This window comes from Micromonospora sp. DT31 (assembly GCF_049841795.1).
Lineage (GTDB): Bacteria > Actinomycetota > Actinomycetes > Mycobacteriales > Micromonosporaceae > Micromonospora.
Map to the genome: position 1 here is coordinate 475,560 of NZ_JBNCKZ010000002.1, position 14,252 is coordinate 489,811.

16 protein-coding genes are annotated in these 14,252 nt (G+C 72.7%); 9 read left to right on the forward strand and 7 right to left on the reverse strand.

Annotated features, from left to right (window positions below):
• The first annotated feature begins 15 nt into the window (after positions 1-15).
• Positions 16-750 carry a hypothetical protein gene (locus ACLQ2X_RS06140; RefSeq protein WP_425679941.1) on the forward strand — a complete coding sequence of 245 codons (735 nt, stop codon included), beginning with the start codon at positions 16-18 and terminating at the stop codon, positions 748-750.
• A 22-nt stretch (positions 751-772) separates the two neighbouring features.
• Positions 773-1,180, forward strand: coding sequence for a CoA-binding protein (locus ACLQ2X_RS06145; RefSeq protein ID WP_425679942.1), 408 nt, complete (start codon positions 773-775; stop codon positions 1,178-1,180).
• A gap of 10 nt (positions 1,181-1,190) precedes the next feature.
• Here ACLQ2X_RS06145 and ACLQ2X_RS06150 read toward each other — a convergent pair whose 3' ends face one another.
• On the reverse strand, positions 1,191-2,387 hold the full coding sequence (locus ACLQ2X_RS06150; protein ID WP_425679943.1) for an acyl-CoA dehydrogenase family protein: 1,197 nt from the start codon (positions 2,385-2,387) through the stop codon (positions 1,191-1,193).
• Positions 2,388-2,560: 173 nt separating this feature from the next.
• Here ACLQ2X_RS06150 and ACLQ2X_RS06155 point away from each other — a divergent pair, with 173 nt between their 5' ends.
• On the forward strand, positions 2,561-2,950 hold the full coding sequence (locus tag ACLQ2X_RS06155; protein ID WP_425679944.1) for a DUF4190 domain-containing protein: 390 nt from the start codon (positions 2,561-2,563) through the stop codon (positions 2,948-2,950).
• Here the strand turns inward: ACLQ2X_RS06155 and ACLQ2X_RS06160 are convergent.
• Entirely contained in the window at positions 2,944-3,837 is an 894-nt protein-coding gene (locus ACLQ2X_RS06160; protein WP_425679945.1) for an SDR family NAD(P)-dependent oxidoreductase, read from the reverse strand. The genes ACLQ2X_RS06155 and ACLQ2X_RS06160 overlap by 7 nt on opposite strands.
• A gap of 114 nt (positions 3,838-3,951) precedes the next feature.
• Between ACLQ2X_RS06160 and ACLQ2X_RS06165 the strand changes: the two genes are divergently transcribed.
• Positions 3,952-4,518, forward strand: coding sequence for a DUF4190 domain-containing protein (locus ACLQ2X_RS06165; protein WP_425679946.1), 567 nt, complete (start codon positions 3,952-3,954; stop codon positions 4,516-4,518).
• 54 nt (positions 4,519-4,572) lie between these two features.
• Here ACLQ2X_RS06165 and ACLQ2X_RS06170 read toward each other — a convergent pair whose 3' ends face one another.
• Positions 4,573-5,529, reverse strand: coding sequence for an HpcH/HpaI aldolase/citrate lyase family protein (locus ACLQ2X_RS06170; RefSeq protein ID WP_425679947.1), 957 nt, complete (start codon positions 5,527-5,529; stop codon positions 4,573-4,575).
• A 124-nt stretch (positions 5,530-5,653) separates the two neighbouring features.
• Here ACLQ2X_RS06170 and ACLQ2X_RS06175 point away from each other — a divergent pair, with 124 nt between their 5' ends.
• From ACLQ2X_RS06175 to ACLQ2X_RS06185, 3 genes are all read left to right on the forward strand, one after another.
• Positions 5,654-6,478: an SDR family NAD(P)-dependent oxidoreductase gene (locus ACLQ2X_RS06175; protein WP_425679948.1), complete on the forward strand. Its 825-nt coding sequence runs from the start codon at positions 5,654-5,656 to the stop codon at positions 6,476-6,478.
• Positions 6,479-6,509: 31 nt separating this feature from the next.
• On the forward strand, positions 6,510-6,797 hold the full coding sequence (locus tag ACLQ2X_RS06180; RefSeq protein WP_425679949.1) for a hypothetical protein: 288 nt from the start codon (positions 6,510-6,512) through the stop codon (positions 6,795-6,797).
• A gap of 84 nt (positions 6,798-6,881) precedes the next feature.
• Positions 6,882-7,526, forward strand: coding sequence for a hypothetical protein (locus ACLQ2X_RS06185; protein ID WP_425679950.1), 645 nt, complete (start codon positions 6,882-6,884; stop codon positions 7,524-7,526).
• A 3-nt stretch (positions 7,527-7,529) separates the two neighbouring features.
• Here ACLQ2X_RS06185 and ACLQ2X_RS06190 read toward each other — a convergent pair whose 3' ends face one another.
• The 4 genes from ACLQ2X_RS06190 to ACLQ2X_RS06205 all read right to left on the reverse strand — a co-directional run bounded on the left by ACLQ2X_RS06190 (position 7,530) and on the right by ACLQ2X_RS06205 (position 12,257).
• Positions 7,530-9,665 (reverse strand): APC family permease, encoded by a 2,136-nt coding sequence (locus ACLQ2X_RS06190; protein WP_425679951.1) that lies wholly within the window; start codon positions 9,663-9,665, stop codon positions 7,530-7,532.
• Positions 9,666-9,764: 99 nt separating this feature from the next.
• On the reverse strand, positions 9,765-10,721 hold the full coding sequence (locus ACLQ2X_RS06195; RefSeq protein WP_425679952.1) for a DMT family transporter: 957 nt from the start codon (positions 10,719-10,721) through the stop codon (positions 9,765-9,767).
• 85 nt (positions 10,722-10,806) lie between these two features.
• Positions 10,807-11,340, reverse strand: a complete 534-nt coding sequence (locus ACLQ2X_RS06200; protein WP_425679953.1) for a hypothetical protein — start codon at positions 11,338-11,340, stop codon at positions 10,807-10,809.
• A gap of 47 nt (positions 11,341-11,387) precedes the next feature.
• Complete coding sequence (locus ACLQ2X_RS06205; protein ID WP_425679954.1) at positions 11,388-12,257, reverse strand: PhzF family phenazine biosynthesis protein; 870 nt, start codon at positions 12,255-12,257, stop codon at positions 11,388-11,390.
• 33 nt (positions 12,258-12,290) lie between these two features.
• On the opposite strand from ACLQ2X_RS06205, the gene ACLQ2X_RS06210 reads away from it, so the two are divergent.
• Both ACLQ2X_RS06210 and ACLQ2X_RS06215 read left to right on the forward strand, forming a co-directional pair.
• Positions 12,291-13,574, forward strand: a complete 1,284-nt coding sequence (locus ACLQ2X_RS06210; RefSeq protein WP_425679955.1) for a magnesium transporter MgtE N-terminal domain-containing protein — start codon at positions 12,291-12,293, stop codon at positions 13,572-13,574.
• On the forward strand, positions 13,567-14,175 hold the full coding sequence (locus tag ACLQ2X_RS06215; RefSeq protein ID WP_425679956.1) for a DUF1003 domain-containing protein: 609 nt from the start codon (positions 13,567-13,569) through the stop codon (positions 14,173-14,175). Before ACLQ2X_RS06210 ends, ACLQ2X_RS06215 begins: the two co-directional genes overlap by 8 nt.
• Positions 14,176-14,252 lie beyond the last annotated feature (77 nt).

Here is a 14,252-nt window from a genome sequence, read left to right on the forward strand (position 1 = left end):
ACTAACGTGCCCGCCATGCGGGAGACCCTCGGCGCAACGCTGGATCGGCAGCGGATCGGGGTGGCGGTCGCGATCGTCGTCGGGTGGTTGGCCGCCGTGGTCGACATGCGCGCGGAGGAGGCCGGTGGGCCACTGGTGCTGGTCACCCTGGTGCCGCTCGCCGTCCTCCTGGTGGCGGCGGTGCGGGACCTCCGCCGCCGGCCCAGCACGGCCGAACTGCGGGTGGACGAGCACGAGCGGGCCTTCTTCGCCCCGCCACGGGCGACGGTCAACTTCCTGACGATCCTGACGGGCTTCGTGCTCTACCGCGCGATCGTCACCGTCGCCGGCTCGGGGAGGAACGGCTGGGACTGGGGACTCGCCGCGTTCTTCCTCGCGTTCGCGGTCGTCTTCACCGCCCTCGGCTGGTTCCGCGTGCCGGTGGTCGCGCTGACCTCGGAGGGGATCACCCATGGCCGCCATGAACAGCGGTGGTTCGTCCCCTGGGCGGCCCTCGACCCGCAACGGCCGGTCGGCTGGCGGTCAGGCAACCGGACGATCTCACTGCCCGTCGCCCGACCGGATCTGGTCCGCGCCGGTCGCGGCGTGGGGCGTGGCAGCACGACCGTGGCGGTACGCGAGGTGGACGCCGCGCCCGGGGTGATCGTCGGGGCGATCCGGCACTATCTGACCCACCCCGAACACCGGGCGGCGATCGGCACCCGGGAGGAGTATGCCCGGCTGCGTGGCGTGCTCACCGGCGAGGACTGAGCGGCGGCGCTAGAGTCGGCCGATGCGCTCCGCCCAGCAGATCCTCGCCGACTCCGCCGTGATCGCCGTCGTGGGCGCCTCCCGCGACCCGGGCAAGGCCGCCCACCGGGTGCCGCTGGAGATGCAGCGCCACGGCTGGCGGATCATCCCGGTCAACCCGACCGTGGACGAGTTGTTCGGTGAGAAGGCATACCCGACGCTCGCCGACATCCCACACCCGGTCGACCTGGTCGACGTGTTCCGCCCGGCGGCCGACGCGGTCGACGTGGTGCGGCAGGCGGTGGCGATCGGCGCCCCGGCGGTGTGGTTGCAACTCGGGATCTTCTCGGACGAGGCGCGCCGGATCGCCGAGGAGGCCGGCATCGACTACGTCGAGGACCGGTGCCTCATCGTCGAGCGGGCCGCCGCCGGCCTGACCCGGCGCGCCTGACCGTCCCCGCCTACTGCTTGTACTCCTTGAGCAGGCCGCGGGAGATGATCGTCTTCTGGATCTCCGAGGTGCCCTCGCCGATCAGCAGGAACGGCGCCTCGCGCATCAGGCGCTCGATCTCGTACTCCTTGGAGTAGCCGTAGCCGCCGTGGATGCGGAACGCCTCCTGGACCACCTCGGCGCAGTACTCGGACGCGAGCAGCTTGGCCATGCCGGCCTCGACGTCGTTGCGCTGGCCGGCGTCCTTGAGCCGGGCGGCGTTGACCATGAGCGCGTGCGCGGCCTCGATCTTGGTGCCCATCTCGGCGAGCTTGAACGCGATGGCCTGGTGCCGGGCCAGCGGCTGACCGAAGGTGTGACGCTGCTGGGCGTAGGCGACGGCCAGTTCGAACGCGCGGATCGAGATGCCGCATGCGCGGGCGGCCACGTTGACCCGGCCGACCTCGATGCCGTCCATCATCTGGTAGAAGCCACGGCCGACCTTCTCCTCGCCGCCGAGTACGGCGGAGGCGGGCACGGTGACGCCGTCGAGCACCATCTCGGTGGTCTCGACGCCCTTGTAACCCATCTTGTCGATCTTGCCGGGGATGGTGAGGCCGGGCGCGGTCTCGCCGAAGCCGGGCTCCTTCTCCAGCAGGAAGGTGCTCATGTTGCCGTAGACCGAGTCGGCCCCGGTGTCGGTCTTGACCAGGGTCGCCACCACCGACGAGTACGCGCCGTTGGTCAGCCACATCTTCTGGCCGTTGAGCACGTAGTTGTCGCCGTCGCGGACCGCCTTCGACTTGATCGCCGAGACGTCCGAGCCGCACTCCGGTTCCGACATCGAGAACGCGCCGCGCACCTCGCCGGTGGCCATCCGGGGCAGCAGGCGGGCCTTCTGGTCGGCCGAGCCGTGCTGGGAGATCAGGTACGCCACGATGAAGTGCGTGTTGACGATGCCGGAGATCGACATCCAGCCCCGGGACAGTTCCTCGACCACCAGCGCGTAGGTCAGCAGCGACTCCCCGAGACCGCCGAACTCCTCGTCGATGGTGAGGCCGAACAGCCCCATCTCGCGCATGCCGTCGAGGATGTGGGTCGGGTACTCGTCGGCGTGTTCCAGCCGCTGGGCGTGCGGGATGATCTCCTTGTCGGCGAACTCCCGGACGGTTTCCAGGATCGACCGCTGCACGTCGGTCAGGCCGGGCGTCTGGGCGAGTCGAGCCATCTCAGCCTCCGGGGTCGGCGCATTACTCATGGGTAACTGAACGTTCGGTCAGTATCGGCCCCCGGGCCGGCCCCGCCAAGGTGACCGGTCCACACAACCGCTGTGAAAAGGTTCACCGCTGCGGGTAGCGTCCGCAAGAGAAAGGGCCGTTGACCTGGAACGGGAGGCCCGACGTGACCGACGAGCAACCACCGTCGCCGTACGAGCCGCCACCCTACGGCCAGCCGTACGGACAGCCACAGCCACAGTGGGGCCAGCAGCCCCCGTACGCCCCGCAGCCGCCCTACGGCCAGTACGGCCCGCCCGGTGGGGGTCCCCAGCCCCGAGGCGGCACCAACGTGCTCGCCGTCCTGTCGCTGGTGTTCGCGTTCGTCTTCTCGCCCGCCGGCATCGTCTGCGGCCACCTGGCGAAGCGGCAGATCCGGCAGACCGGCGAGGAGGGTACCCAGCTCGCCACCTGGGGGCTGGTGCTCAGCTACGTCTTCACCGCGCTGGGCCTGCTCGTCTGCTGCGGCTGGATCGGGCTGTCCATCTGGGCGAACTCGGACAACGGCACCTACTGACGGAACTGCGACTCCCGCACGCTGTTGCCACCGTCGACCACAAGCATCTGCCCGGTGATGTACGAGGCGGCCGGCGAGCAGAGGAACGCGATCGCCGCGGCCACCTCGTCCGGCATGCCGGGTCGCCCGACGGGGGTGCCCAGCCCCTGCTTGATCTCGGCCAGGGTGGAGGCCGCGGTGTGGATGATGCCCGGCGCCACCGCGTTCACCGTCACCCCGTCGGCGATCATCTCCATGGCCAGCGCCCGGGTCAGCCCGACCACACCGGCCTTGGCCGCCGCGTAACCGGCCTCGGTGGGCAGCGCGTTGACCGGCCCGGCCGTGGCGGCCAGGTTGACGATCCGCCCCCAACCCCGCTCGGCCATGCCGCCGATGAACGCGCGGCTGCACAGGAACGCGGTGTTCAGGTTGCGGTCGATCTCGCCACGCCACTCGTCGTAGGTCAGCTGCGCCACCGGCCGCAGCACCTCCGGGCTGGCCCGGCTCGCCAGGCCGGCATTGTTGACAAGCACCTCGACGTCGCCGAGTTGCTCGGACACCGCGTCCGCGAGCGCACCGACCTCGGACTCGTCGGTGAGGTCCGCGACGAATCCGGTGACTCCCAGCTCCCCCGCCCGGTCGTGGATCCGCCGGGTGGTCGACACGATCGCCACCCGGGCGCCCAGGTCGGACAGCCGGCGCGCGGTCGCGTACCCGATGCCGTCGGCGCTGCCCGCGCCGGTGACCAACGCGACCCGGCCGTCCAGCCGCATGGTGGCCGGCTCCGGCAGCGCGGCCGCACGTTCCTGGTCGGCGTCGCCGGTCGGGTCGACGCCGCGCGGGCGGCGCACCGCCCCCGGCCGGCTGGTGTCCCGTCGCGACCGACTCCCACGCGCGTCAAGTGCCATGCCGAGGATCCTGCCGGTTGTGGACCTCCCGGGCAACGCGGCACCCGGTACGGGACCCCCCTTCTTGCCCACGGATGGCTACCCTGACCGGAACACGTACCTGGAGATGATCAGATGACCTATCCCCCACCATCCGGTGGCTGGCAGGACCCCTCCGTGGCCGGACTCCCGCCGGCGGACCCCACGACACCGATGAGCAGCCCTCCCGTGCCGGCCCAGCCGGGGCCGGTCGACCCCTACCGGCCGGCCGACCCCTATCAGCCGGTCGACACGGGCGCGGGGCTGAAGTCGCCGTACGCCTCGCCGGACGGCGACCCGTACGCGACGTCGGGCTACCCGGCTCCGGGCGGATACCCGGCCCCCGGCGGATACCCGGGCCCGGCCGGCTACTCGGGCTATCCGGGCTACGCGCCGCCGGCGAACCGCACCAACACCCTCGCCATCGTGGCGCTGGTGCTGTCGCTGATGGGGATCGTCTCCTGCATCACCGCGCCGATCGGCGCGATCATGGGCCACGTCGCCCGCAAGCAGATTCGGGAGAGCGGCGAGCAGGGTGAGGGGATGACGACGGCCGCCATCGTCGTGGGCTGGATCCTGACCGCCCTGATGGTCGCCGGGATCATCCTCTACGCCGTGGTCATCATCATCGCGCTCAACTCCGGCGACAGCAGCACCTACTGACGCGACCGGGCCGCCCCTGTCCAGGGGCGACCCGGTGCCGTCAGCGTGCGGCGGTCACCGCTGCGGCGGGGTGAACGAGGACGTACGCGACATGCCGGCGGCCCGTCCCTTCGCGGCGATCACCAGCGCCATCTTGCGGGACGCCTCGTCGATCATCTCGTCGCCGAGCATCACCGCGCCGAGCTTCCCGCCCGCCTCCGAGGTGTAGTAGTCGTACGCGTCGAGGATCAACTCGGCGTGGTCGTAGTCAGCCTGCGCCGGCGAGTAGACCTCGTTGGCCGCGTCGATCTGACCCGGGTGCAGCACCCACTTGCCGTCGAAGCCCAGCGCCGCCGAGCGCTTCGCCACGTCGCGGAACCCGTCGACGTCGCGGATCTGCAGGAACGGGCCGTCGATGGCCTGCTTGTCGTGCATCCGGGCGGCCATCAGGATGCGCATCAGGATGTAGTGGTAGGGGTCGCCCGGGTAGTCCGGGATCAGCGCGCCGACCACCAACGACTTCATGTTGATCGAGGCCATGAAGTCGGCCGGGCCGAAGATGATCGTCTCCACCCGGGGTGACGCGCCCGCGATGGCGTCCACGTTCACCAGGCCGGCCGCGTTCTCGATCTGCGCCTCGATGCCGATCCGGCCCACCTCCAGGCCGAGCGTCTTCTCGATCTGGGTGAGCAGCAGGTCCAGCCAGTGCACCTGCTCGGCGTTCTGCACCTTCGGCAGCATGATGCAGTCCAGGTTCGCCCCGGCGCCCTCGACCACCTCGATGACGTCCCGGTAGGTCCACGGCGTGGTCAGGTCGTTCACCCGGACCACCCGGGTCTTGCCGGTCCAGTCCCCCTCGTTGAGGGTGGCCACGATGTTCTTGCGCGCGTCCGGCTTGGCCAGCGGGGCGACCGCGTCCTCCAGGTCGAGGAAGACCTGGTCCGCCGGGAGGCCCTGGGCCTTGCCGAGCATCTTGACGCTGGAGCCGGGCACCGCCAGGCAGGACCGACGGGGGCGACCGACAGCGGTCATGGATGCGCTCCTTCCATGCGTCCGGCGCGGGTGCCGGCGCAGCGGTGAATGTCGAGAACTTAACGATCCCAAGGGCGTGGTGACGCCACGGTAACCTCGTGCCGTGACCGGGGTGAATGGACCTGTGGAAGATCTCACTGAGCGTCGGATCGTGGTGCTGACCGGGGCGAGCTCCGGCATCGGCCTGGCCGCTGCCGAGGAGTTGGCGCGCCGCGGCGACCAGGTGGTGCTGGTCGGCCGCGACCCGGCCCGCCTGCGCGCCGCCGGCGAGCGGGTCCGGGAGACCTGCGGCGAACAGCCGGAGTTGTTCCGGGCCGACTTCGCGGTGCTCGACGACGTACGCGGGCTCGCCGAACGGCTGCGCGAACGCTACGACCGGATCGACGTGCTGGCCAACAACGCCGGCGCGATCGTGCTCGAACCGATCACCACGGTCGACGGCTTCGAGCTGAGCATGCAGGCCAACCACCTGTCCCCGTTCCTGCTCAGCAACCTGCTGCGGGACCGGGTCGGCCGGATGGTGGTCACCGGCTCCGACGCCCACCGCAGCGGCGTGCTGGACCCGGACGATCTCAACGCGACGCTGCGCCGCTATCGGCCGTTCCAGGCGTACGGCACCAGCAAACAGGCGAACATCCTGTTCACCGCCGAGGCGGCCCGGCGCTGGCCGGAGATGCCCGCGCACGCGTTCCACCCGGGTGTGGTGCGCACCCGGTTCGGCAACGAGAGCCGCATCGTGGCCCTCGGCATGCGGCTGCTGCCGTTCCGCAGCCCGGAGAAGGGCGCCGAGACGCTTGTCTGGCTCGCCTGCCAGGACCCGTCCCGGCTGACGAACGGTGGTTACTACGCCGACCGCAAGCCGCACCGGCCCCGCCCCAAGGCGGCCCACCCGGGGCTCGCCGCCCACCTCTGGACGGCGAGCGCGAAGGCGGTCGGGCTGGACGCCTGAGTCGTCGGTCCGGGCCTGGATACTCGTCACCATGACGACGGGTAACGAGGTTCTGCTGGTCGCGCTTGTCGATCTGAGCGCCGACGCGCCGGCCGGGCGGCGCTACGAGGATGCCGTGCTGGCGCTGCTCGACCGGCACGGCGGGCGGCTGGAACGGCGGCTGCGCACCGGGGACGGCGAGACCGAGGTGCACGTCATCCGCTTCGCCGCCCGCGCCGGGCTCGACGCGTTCCTGGCCGACCCGGAGCGGGCCGCGCTGCGGACCGGGCTGGGCGACACCGCCCCCACCACCCGGGTGCTGGAGGTCCACGACGTGTGATGCGTCCCTCCTCCCTCACTTCATCACGAGGGGCTACGAAGAACAAGACTTGATCTTGGAGGTGGCGGGGCGCAGGGTCGGGGCATGGACTTCGATGCCCTGGCAACCGCCCGCCGGGCCCTCTGGATCGGCGGCGCGCAGTGGGCCGGCAAGACCACGCTCGCGGTCACGTTGGCGCTGCGGTACGAGCTGACCGCCTATCTCTACGACCGCCACGACGCACGCGGACACGACGACCGGCGGATCGCCGACCGGGTCCGCCGGGGTGACCCACCCGAGGGCCCCGATGCGGAGGCGACCTGGGTCAGGACCGACCCGGGCGGGATGGCGGCCGAGACCCTCGCCGGGTTCGCGCGCCGCTTCGAATGGGTGCTGGACGACCTGAGCGCCCTGGTCAGCGGCCGTCGGGTGATCGCCGAAGGCTGGGGGCTGCGTCCCGAACTCGTCGCCCCGGTCGTCGAGTCGACCCGGCAGATGGTGGTGCTGGTGCCGACGCCGCAGTTCCGCGCGTACCAGCTGGCACGCCTGCCTCGGGCGACGGCCCGGCATCGCGGGGTGAGCGACCCGGAGCGGGCCTGGCGCAATCGCATCGCGCGCGACGAACTGGTCGCCGCCGACGCGGTCACCGCCGCGCGGGCACTGGGGATACGCGTGATCGAGGTGGACGGCGGCCTGGACGCCGAGGCGACCGCCGCGCTCGTCGCCGACCACTTCGCCGGCTACCTGTGAACGTCACCGTGGCACGTGCACCGGGACGCTTGTGACCACGACGCCGGGCAGGGCCCGCAACGCGGCCCGCAGCCGCTGCTCGGCGCGGCTGTGCAGCAGCCGGTACCGGCGTCGGCGCAACACCACCTCCGGCACGATCACGGTGAGCGTCAGGTCCGGGCTCGCGGCGCGCAACGCCGCCAGGTAGTGCGCGAGCGGCCCGATCACCGCGCGGTACGGCGACACGATCGTCTCCAGTCGCAGGTGGTCGCCCCACGCCCGCCACTGGTCCCGGAACCGGTCCGCCTCCGCCTCCTCCGGGGCGATGTGCACGGCCAGCGTCGGCTGCCCGAGTGACGTCGCGTACGCCAGGGCACGCAGCGAGGCCCGGTTCAGCCGGGCCACCGGCACCACCACCAGGTGACGTACCTGCTGGGGCAGTTCCTCGCCCTCGACGGGCGGTGCGGGCGGCGGCGGGTGCAGCGCGAGCGCGCGGGCAAGCGTGGCGTAGTGCCGGTGGATCCGGCGGAACAGCAGCACCAGCAGCGGCACCGCGAGCACCACCACCCAGGCCCCCTCGGTGAACTTGGCGACCGCCGCGGTCACCAGCACCAGCCCGGACAGCGTCGCACCGACCGCGTTGACCGCGAGCCGGCGACGCCAACCACCTCCCCGCCGCCGCCACCAGTGCGCCACCATCCCGCTCTGGGACAGCGTGAACGCGAGGAACACGCCTACCGCGTACAGCGGGATCAGGCTCTCGGTGTGCCCGCCGAAGGCGACGAGGACCACCGCGGCGACGACCGCGAGCGCGACCAGCCCGTTGCTGAACGCCAGCCGGTCGCCCATGTGCAGGAAGCGACGCGGCGCGTGGCCGTCGCGGGCCATGAAGAACAACAGGCGGGGGAAGCCGTTGAACGCGGTGTTCGCGGCCAGCAGCAGGATCAGCGCGGTGGTGGCCTGCAGGATCGCGTACCCCGGCCCGGTGGGGAAGGTCACCCGGCCGAGCTGCGACAGCAACGTCTGGTCCGCCCGGGGAGCCAGGCCGTCGAGGTGGATCAGCCCGACCAGACCGGCGAAGAGCGTGACGAGCATGGCGACCATCCAGCCGAGCGTGGTCCGGGCGTTGCGCCACTCGGTCGGACGGAACGCGGGCACCGCGTTGGACACCGCCTCGATGCCGGTCATCGACACCGCGCCGGAGGAGAACGCGCGCAGCACGAGCAACAGACCCAGCCCTTCGGCGGCCGGCACCGCCGGCGGCGGCACCGGCGCGAAACCCCGCGCCGCGGCCTTCGCGTAACCGACCGCGAGCACCACGGACAGCGCCACCAGGAACGCGTACGTGGGCAGCACGAAGAGGTTTCCGGCGGCGCGTACGCCGCGCAGGTTGCCGGCGAGCAGCACGACGATCACCAGCACGCCGAGCGGTACCGCCCACCGGGTGAGCGCGGGCAGCGCCGAGGTGACCGCGTGCACGCCGGCGGCCACCGACACCGACACGGTCAGCACGTAGTCGAGGATCAGTCCGGCCGCGGCGGCCAGTCCCGCCGTACGCCCCAGGTTGTCCCCGGCGACGATGTAGGAGCCGGCGCCGTGCGGGTAGGCCGGGATGGTCTGCCGGTAGGACACCCCGACCGCGACCATCAGCACCGCCAGCAGGGCGGCCAGGGGCAGCGCCAGGCCGAGCGCGGCACTGCCGGCCAGCACGAGCACCGCGAGCATCGCCTCCGGCCCGTACGCCACGGAACTGAGCAGGTCCGAGGAGAGCACCGGCAGGGCGACCAACTTGCGCATCCGCTCGTCGGCCACGGAGCTGCTGGTCAGGGGCGGGCCGACAAGCGCCCGCCGGGCCCGGGCGACCGCCCGGCCGGCCCGGCTGTCCGGCTGGGCCGCCGCCCCACCGGCGACCAGTTCGTCCGCCTCGGCGACGGTGAACATGTCGATCGGCGCCAGCCGGCCGAGCTGGGTGGGCCGCGGCTGGTTGTCGCGCCGCCCGAGCGTCGGGTCGACCGGCAGGTCCCCCGGGTGGCGGGGGGCGCGCCAGTGGTCGCCGATGCGGCCGAGGGCCGCCCGGTCCGCGTCGCCGAGCGTTGGGAACTCGGCCGAGGGTGTGACGGCGGCGCCGGGCGGCGCCGCGTCGTCCCCGTCCGCCTCCACCCTCAGCACTTTCGCGCAACCCGGACCGCCCGGTGGCCGGAACGGTGGGACTTCGGTCGACCGGATCAGCCGGCCCGACCGGGCGCGCCCACCCGAGGCTCAGTCACCGAGCGGGGTCGGGTCGGCGGGCGTGGCGGCCGGCGCGGTGCGGCGACCGGCCCGCGCGCCGCCGAGGACCACCACGGCGACACCGACAAGCAGCAGTGCCAGGCCGGGCAGCGCCAGTGGCCGGGGCAGTTGACCGAGCCACACCCAGCCGATCAGGGCCGCGCCGGGCGCCTCCAGCAGGATCAGCACGCTGACCGTGGTCGCGGAAATCCGGTGCAGGGCGTAGTTGAACATCGAGTGACCGAGCAGTTGGGCCCCGGCCACCAGGCCGAGGATGGCCAGCCAGGTCCCGCCGTCGTAGCCGTGCAGGCGCACCCCGCCGAGCAGGCAGACCGCCAGCAGGATCACCGCGCAGACGCCGTAGCAGACGGTGGTGTAGGTGGTGGTGCTGATGCTGGCCCGGGCCCGCTCGCCGAACGCGGTGTAGACGGCCGCGAACATGCCGCCGACCACGGCCAGCAGGTCACCGGCGAACGCGCGCCCGGAGACCGCGACGTCGGCGCCGGTGGCCAGCGCCGCGCCGAGCACCGCCACCGCGATGCCGGCCCACATCACCCCCGGCAGCCGCCGCCCCTGTCCGCGGGCGATCAGCCCCTGCCACACCGGCTGCGTCGCGCCCAGCGCGGTCGCCGCCGCGACCGAGGTGAGCTGCGCGCTCGGCATCCAGGTGGCGAAGTGGGCGGCCAGGGCCACCCCAGACAGTACGCAGTACAGCCCTTCCCGCCGGCCCGACCCGACGGTGAGCGCACGCAGTTCGGCCCGCCGACGGGTCACCGCGACCGGGCCGAGCACCGCGACCGACAGCACGTTGCGCCAGAGCGCGATCGCCAGTGCCGGGGCGGCGGCGAACGCCACCAGCGGCGCCGAGGACGACACGGCGGCGACGGCGAGGGCGAGCGCGCCGAGCGTCAACGTGTCGGGGGGCGGGCGGTACGCGGCGGTCGGCACGGGAAGCAATCCTCACACGATCACCCGCGCCGGCTGAGCCCGATGGTGAGCCGGCGGCGCCGGCTGAGCCCGATGGTGAGCCGGATCAGCGGCGGCGTACCCGGTGCAGCCGGAACGGCCTGCGGACGGCCCGGACCGCCGGGGACGGCCGGGGCTGCTCGGCCAACGAGTCGGCGGGCAGGTCGGCGCCGGTGACCGTTGCGCCCGCCGGGGCGAGCCGGCTGAGCACGCACCCCTCGGCCGCCCAGCGCGCCACCAGATCGGCCGCGGTGCCGGAGGCGTTCAGCCGCTTCGTCGCGACCAGCGGCGCGACGGTGTCCCACTCCTCGGTGCCCGGACGCAACCGGGTCACCCGCGCCGACCAGGTGACGATCCGCCCGCCGTGGTCGCCGCGCAGCGTCACCTCGGCCGTGTCGCTGTCGGCCAGCCCGGGCGCGGCCTGCTCGCCGGGGCCGGTCACCACCAGCAGCGCGCCGTCCAGCGGCAGGCACCACAGCGCGTACGCCGGGCCGTCGCCGATGCGCACCCAGCAGACCGCGGCCTTCTTCACCGCCTCGTCCACGAGTGGCGGGGTCACCCGTTCGTCCACCTCGTCGCTCACCCCGCCATCCTCCCCCATCGCGCCCGGCTGCCCACCACACCGCCCGGGTTGGGCGGCGGGGCGGGTCAGCCGATGAAGGGCGGCACGGCGATCTCGCCCCGGGCCACCGGCATCACCTGGCCGGACACGGTCGCGCCGACGGCCAGGCCACCGCCGGCGGTCACCGTGCAGGCCAGCGTCGAGGGGCGGCTGATCTCGATGCCCTGCCGGACCGTGTACGCCGCGCATCCCTCGCCGGGCAGCAGGCCGCTGGCGACCAACCAGACACCCAGCCCGAGGGCGGCCGACCCGGTCGCCGGGTCCTCCGGCACACCGTGCCCCGGCACGAAGACCCGGGCGTGTGCGGTTTGCGAGTCGGGCTCCCAGGAGAAGAGGCTGACGTGCTCCACGCCGTACCGCTGCGCCGCCGCCGTGTTCAACCGTGCCCGGGCCACCGCGTCCGGGCGTACCGGAAGGAATGGGAACTCCAGACCACAGCCGGCGACCCGCGGCGGCGGACCGGCGTGGTCGGGCGCGGTCAGGCCGACCATCGCCAGCAGCGGCTCCGGATCCAGTTCCGGCCCGAGCGTCGGCGAGCCCCCGGTGAGCGTCGCGCCGGTGGCGCTCACCTCGATCGGCAGCACCCCGACGCCACACTCCTGGGTGACCCGGCCCACGCCGAAGACGCCACGACCGCTCGCCGTCACCGCGGCGCCGACACTCGGGTGCCCGGCGAACGGCAGTTCCTCGACCGGGGTGAAGATCCGGGCCCGGTAGGTCGCCCCCACCTGCGTGGGCGGCAGCACGAAGACCGTCTCGGACAGGTTGAACTCCCGCGCGAGCGCCTGCATCTGCTCGGTGGCGAGCCCTTCGGCGCCGAACACCACGGCCAGCGGGTTGCCGGCGAACGGGCGGTCCGTGAAGACGTCCACGATCTCGTAGCCCAAGGTCGACATGTTGTTAGAGACTAGGCCCTTAGGCTGGTGCCCGTGAGCACGTCGAACCGGGTCTACATCGCTCGACTCGCCGGAGTCGCCGTCTTCGACCCGAACGGCGACCAGGTCGGCCGGGTCCGCGACGCGGTGGCCCGGATGCGTCCGACCCAGCGACCGCCGGAGGTCGTGGGGCTGGTCGCCGAGATGCCGATGCGCCGGCGCATCTTCCTGTCCATCAACCGGATCACCTCCATCGACCCGGACGCCGTCGTCCTCGGAAGCGGCACCCTCAACCTGCGCCGCTTCGAGAAACGGCCGAACGAGTTGCTGGTGCTCCAGGAGCTGCTCGACCGCCGGGTCCAGCTCGACACCGGCCAGTCCGGCTCGGTGGTGGACGTGGCCATGGAGTCCAGCCGCAGCGGCGAGTGGTCGCTGTCCCGGGTCGCCGTCCGCGAGCAGACCGGCCGGCTCACCCGCCGCGGTCACCTGCACCAGGTGGACTGGGACCGGGTCCGCGGGCTCGGCGTCGTCGGCGACAACCGGGGGACCGCGAACCTGCTCGCCGTGCTGGAGGACATGCGCCCGGCCGACCTGGCCAACGCGTTGCAGGACCTGCCGGACACTCGACGCAACGAGATGGCCGCGGCGCTCGACGACGAACGCCTGGCCGACGTGCTCAGCGAGCTGCCCGAGCGCGACCAGGTGGAGATCCTGGCCGCGTTGGACCGGCAGCGGGCCGCCGACGTGCTGGAGGAGATGGAGCCGGACGACGCCGCCGACCTGCTCAACGAGTTGCCCCCGCCCGAGCAGGACGTGCTGCTCGACCTGATGGAGCCGGACGAGGCCGACCCGGTACGCCAGTTGTTGCGCTACGCCTCCGGAACCGCCGGCAGCGTGATGACCTCGGAGCCGGTGATCCTGCCACCGGACGCCACGGTGGCCGAGGCGCTGGCCCGCATCCGGGAGGAGCAGATCTCCCCCGCGGTGGCCGCCCAGGTCTTCGTGGCCCGGGCGCCGCTGACCACGCCGACCGGCCGCTACCTGGGCATGGCCCACTTCCAGCGGCTGCTCCGCGAACCGCCGGCCGACCTGCTCGGCGGCATCGTGGTCAACGACATCGACCCGCTGCACACGTCGACCCCGCTGCCGGAGATCACCCGCCGGATGGCCACGTACGACATGGTCAGCATGCCGGTGGTGGACCGGAACAACCGACTTGTCGGCGCGGTGACCGTGGACGACGTGCTTGATCATTCCCTGCCGCGGGACTGGCGGGACCGGGACGCCGCCTCCCCGCCCGCCACCGACGACGGGACCCTGGACGGCGACGATGAGTGACCAGCGACGCGGCGACCGGCTGGACCAGCCGCGCGCCCCCCGAGGACTGCGCCTACCCAAGATCGACGCGGAGACGTTCGGCCGCTGGGCCGAGGGCATCGCCCGGGGCATGGGCACGGCGGCATTCCTCGTCTACATGACCCTGCTCCTGATCGCCTGGTTCCTGTGGAACACGCTCGCCCCGGTGACCATGCGCTTCGACCCGTACACGTTCACGTTCCTGACCCTGATCCTCTCCCTGCAGGCGTCGTACGCGGCGCCGCTGATCCTGCTCGCGCAGAACCGACAGGCCGACCGCGACCGGATCGGGATGGAGGAGGACCGGCGCCGGGCGACCATGCAGAAGGCCGACACGGAATACCTGGCCCGGGAGATCGCGGCGCTGCGGATCGCGATGGGTGAGGTGGCGACCCGGGACTTCCTCCGGTCGGAACTGACCCGGCTGGGCGAGGAGCTGGACGAGGCGGCCGAGCGGCGGCGCAGACGCGAGCGGCGGCACCAGGAGCGCGCTACGCGGCACCCGGCCCGCGGTGAGCCGCTGGACGAGCCGCGGGACGACCTCGACGGGGACTACGCCCGCGACGGCCACCACGACAGGTGACCGTCGGCGATCCACCTCATCGATTCGCTCACACCGCCCCCGCCAACGGCGGTGGCCGATCACCCGCGACGTAGCAT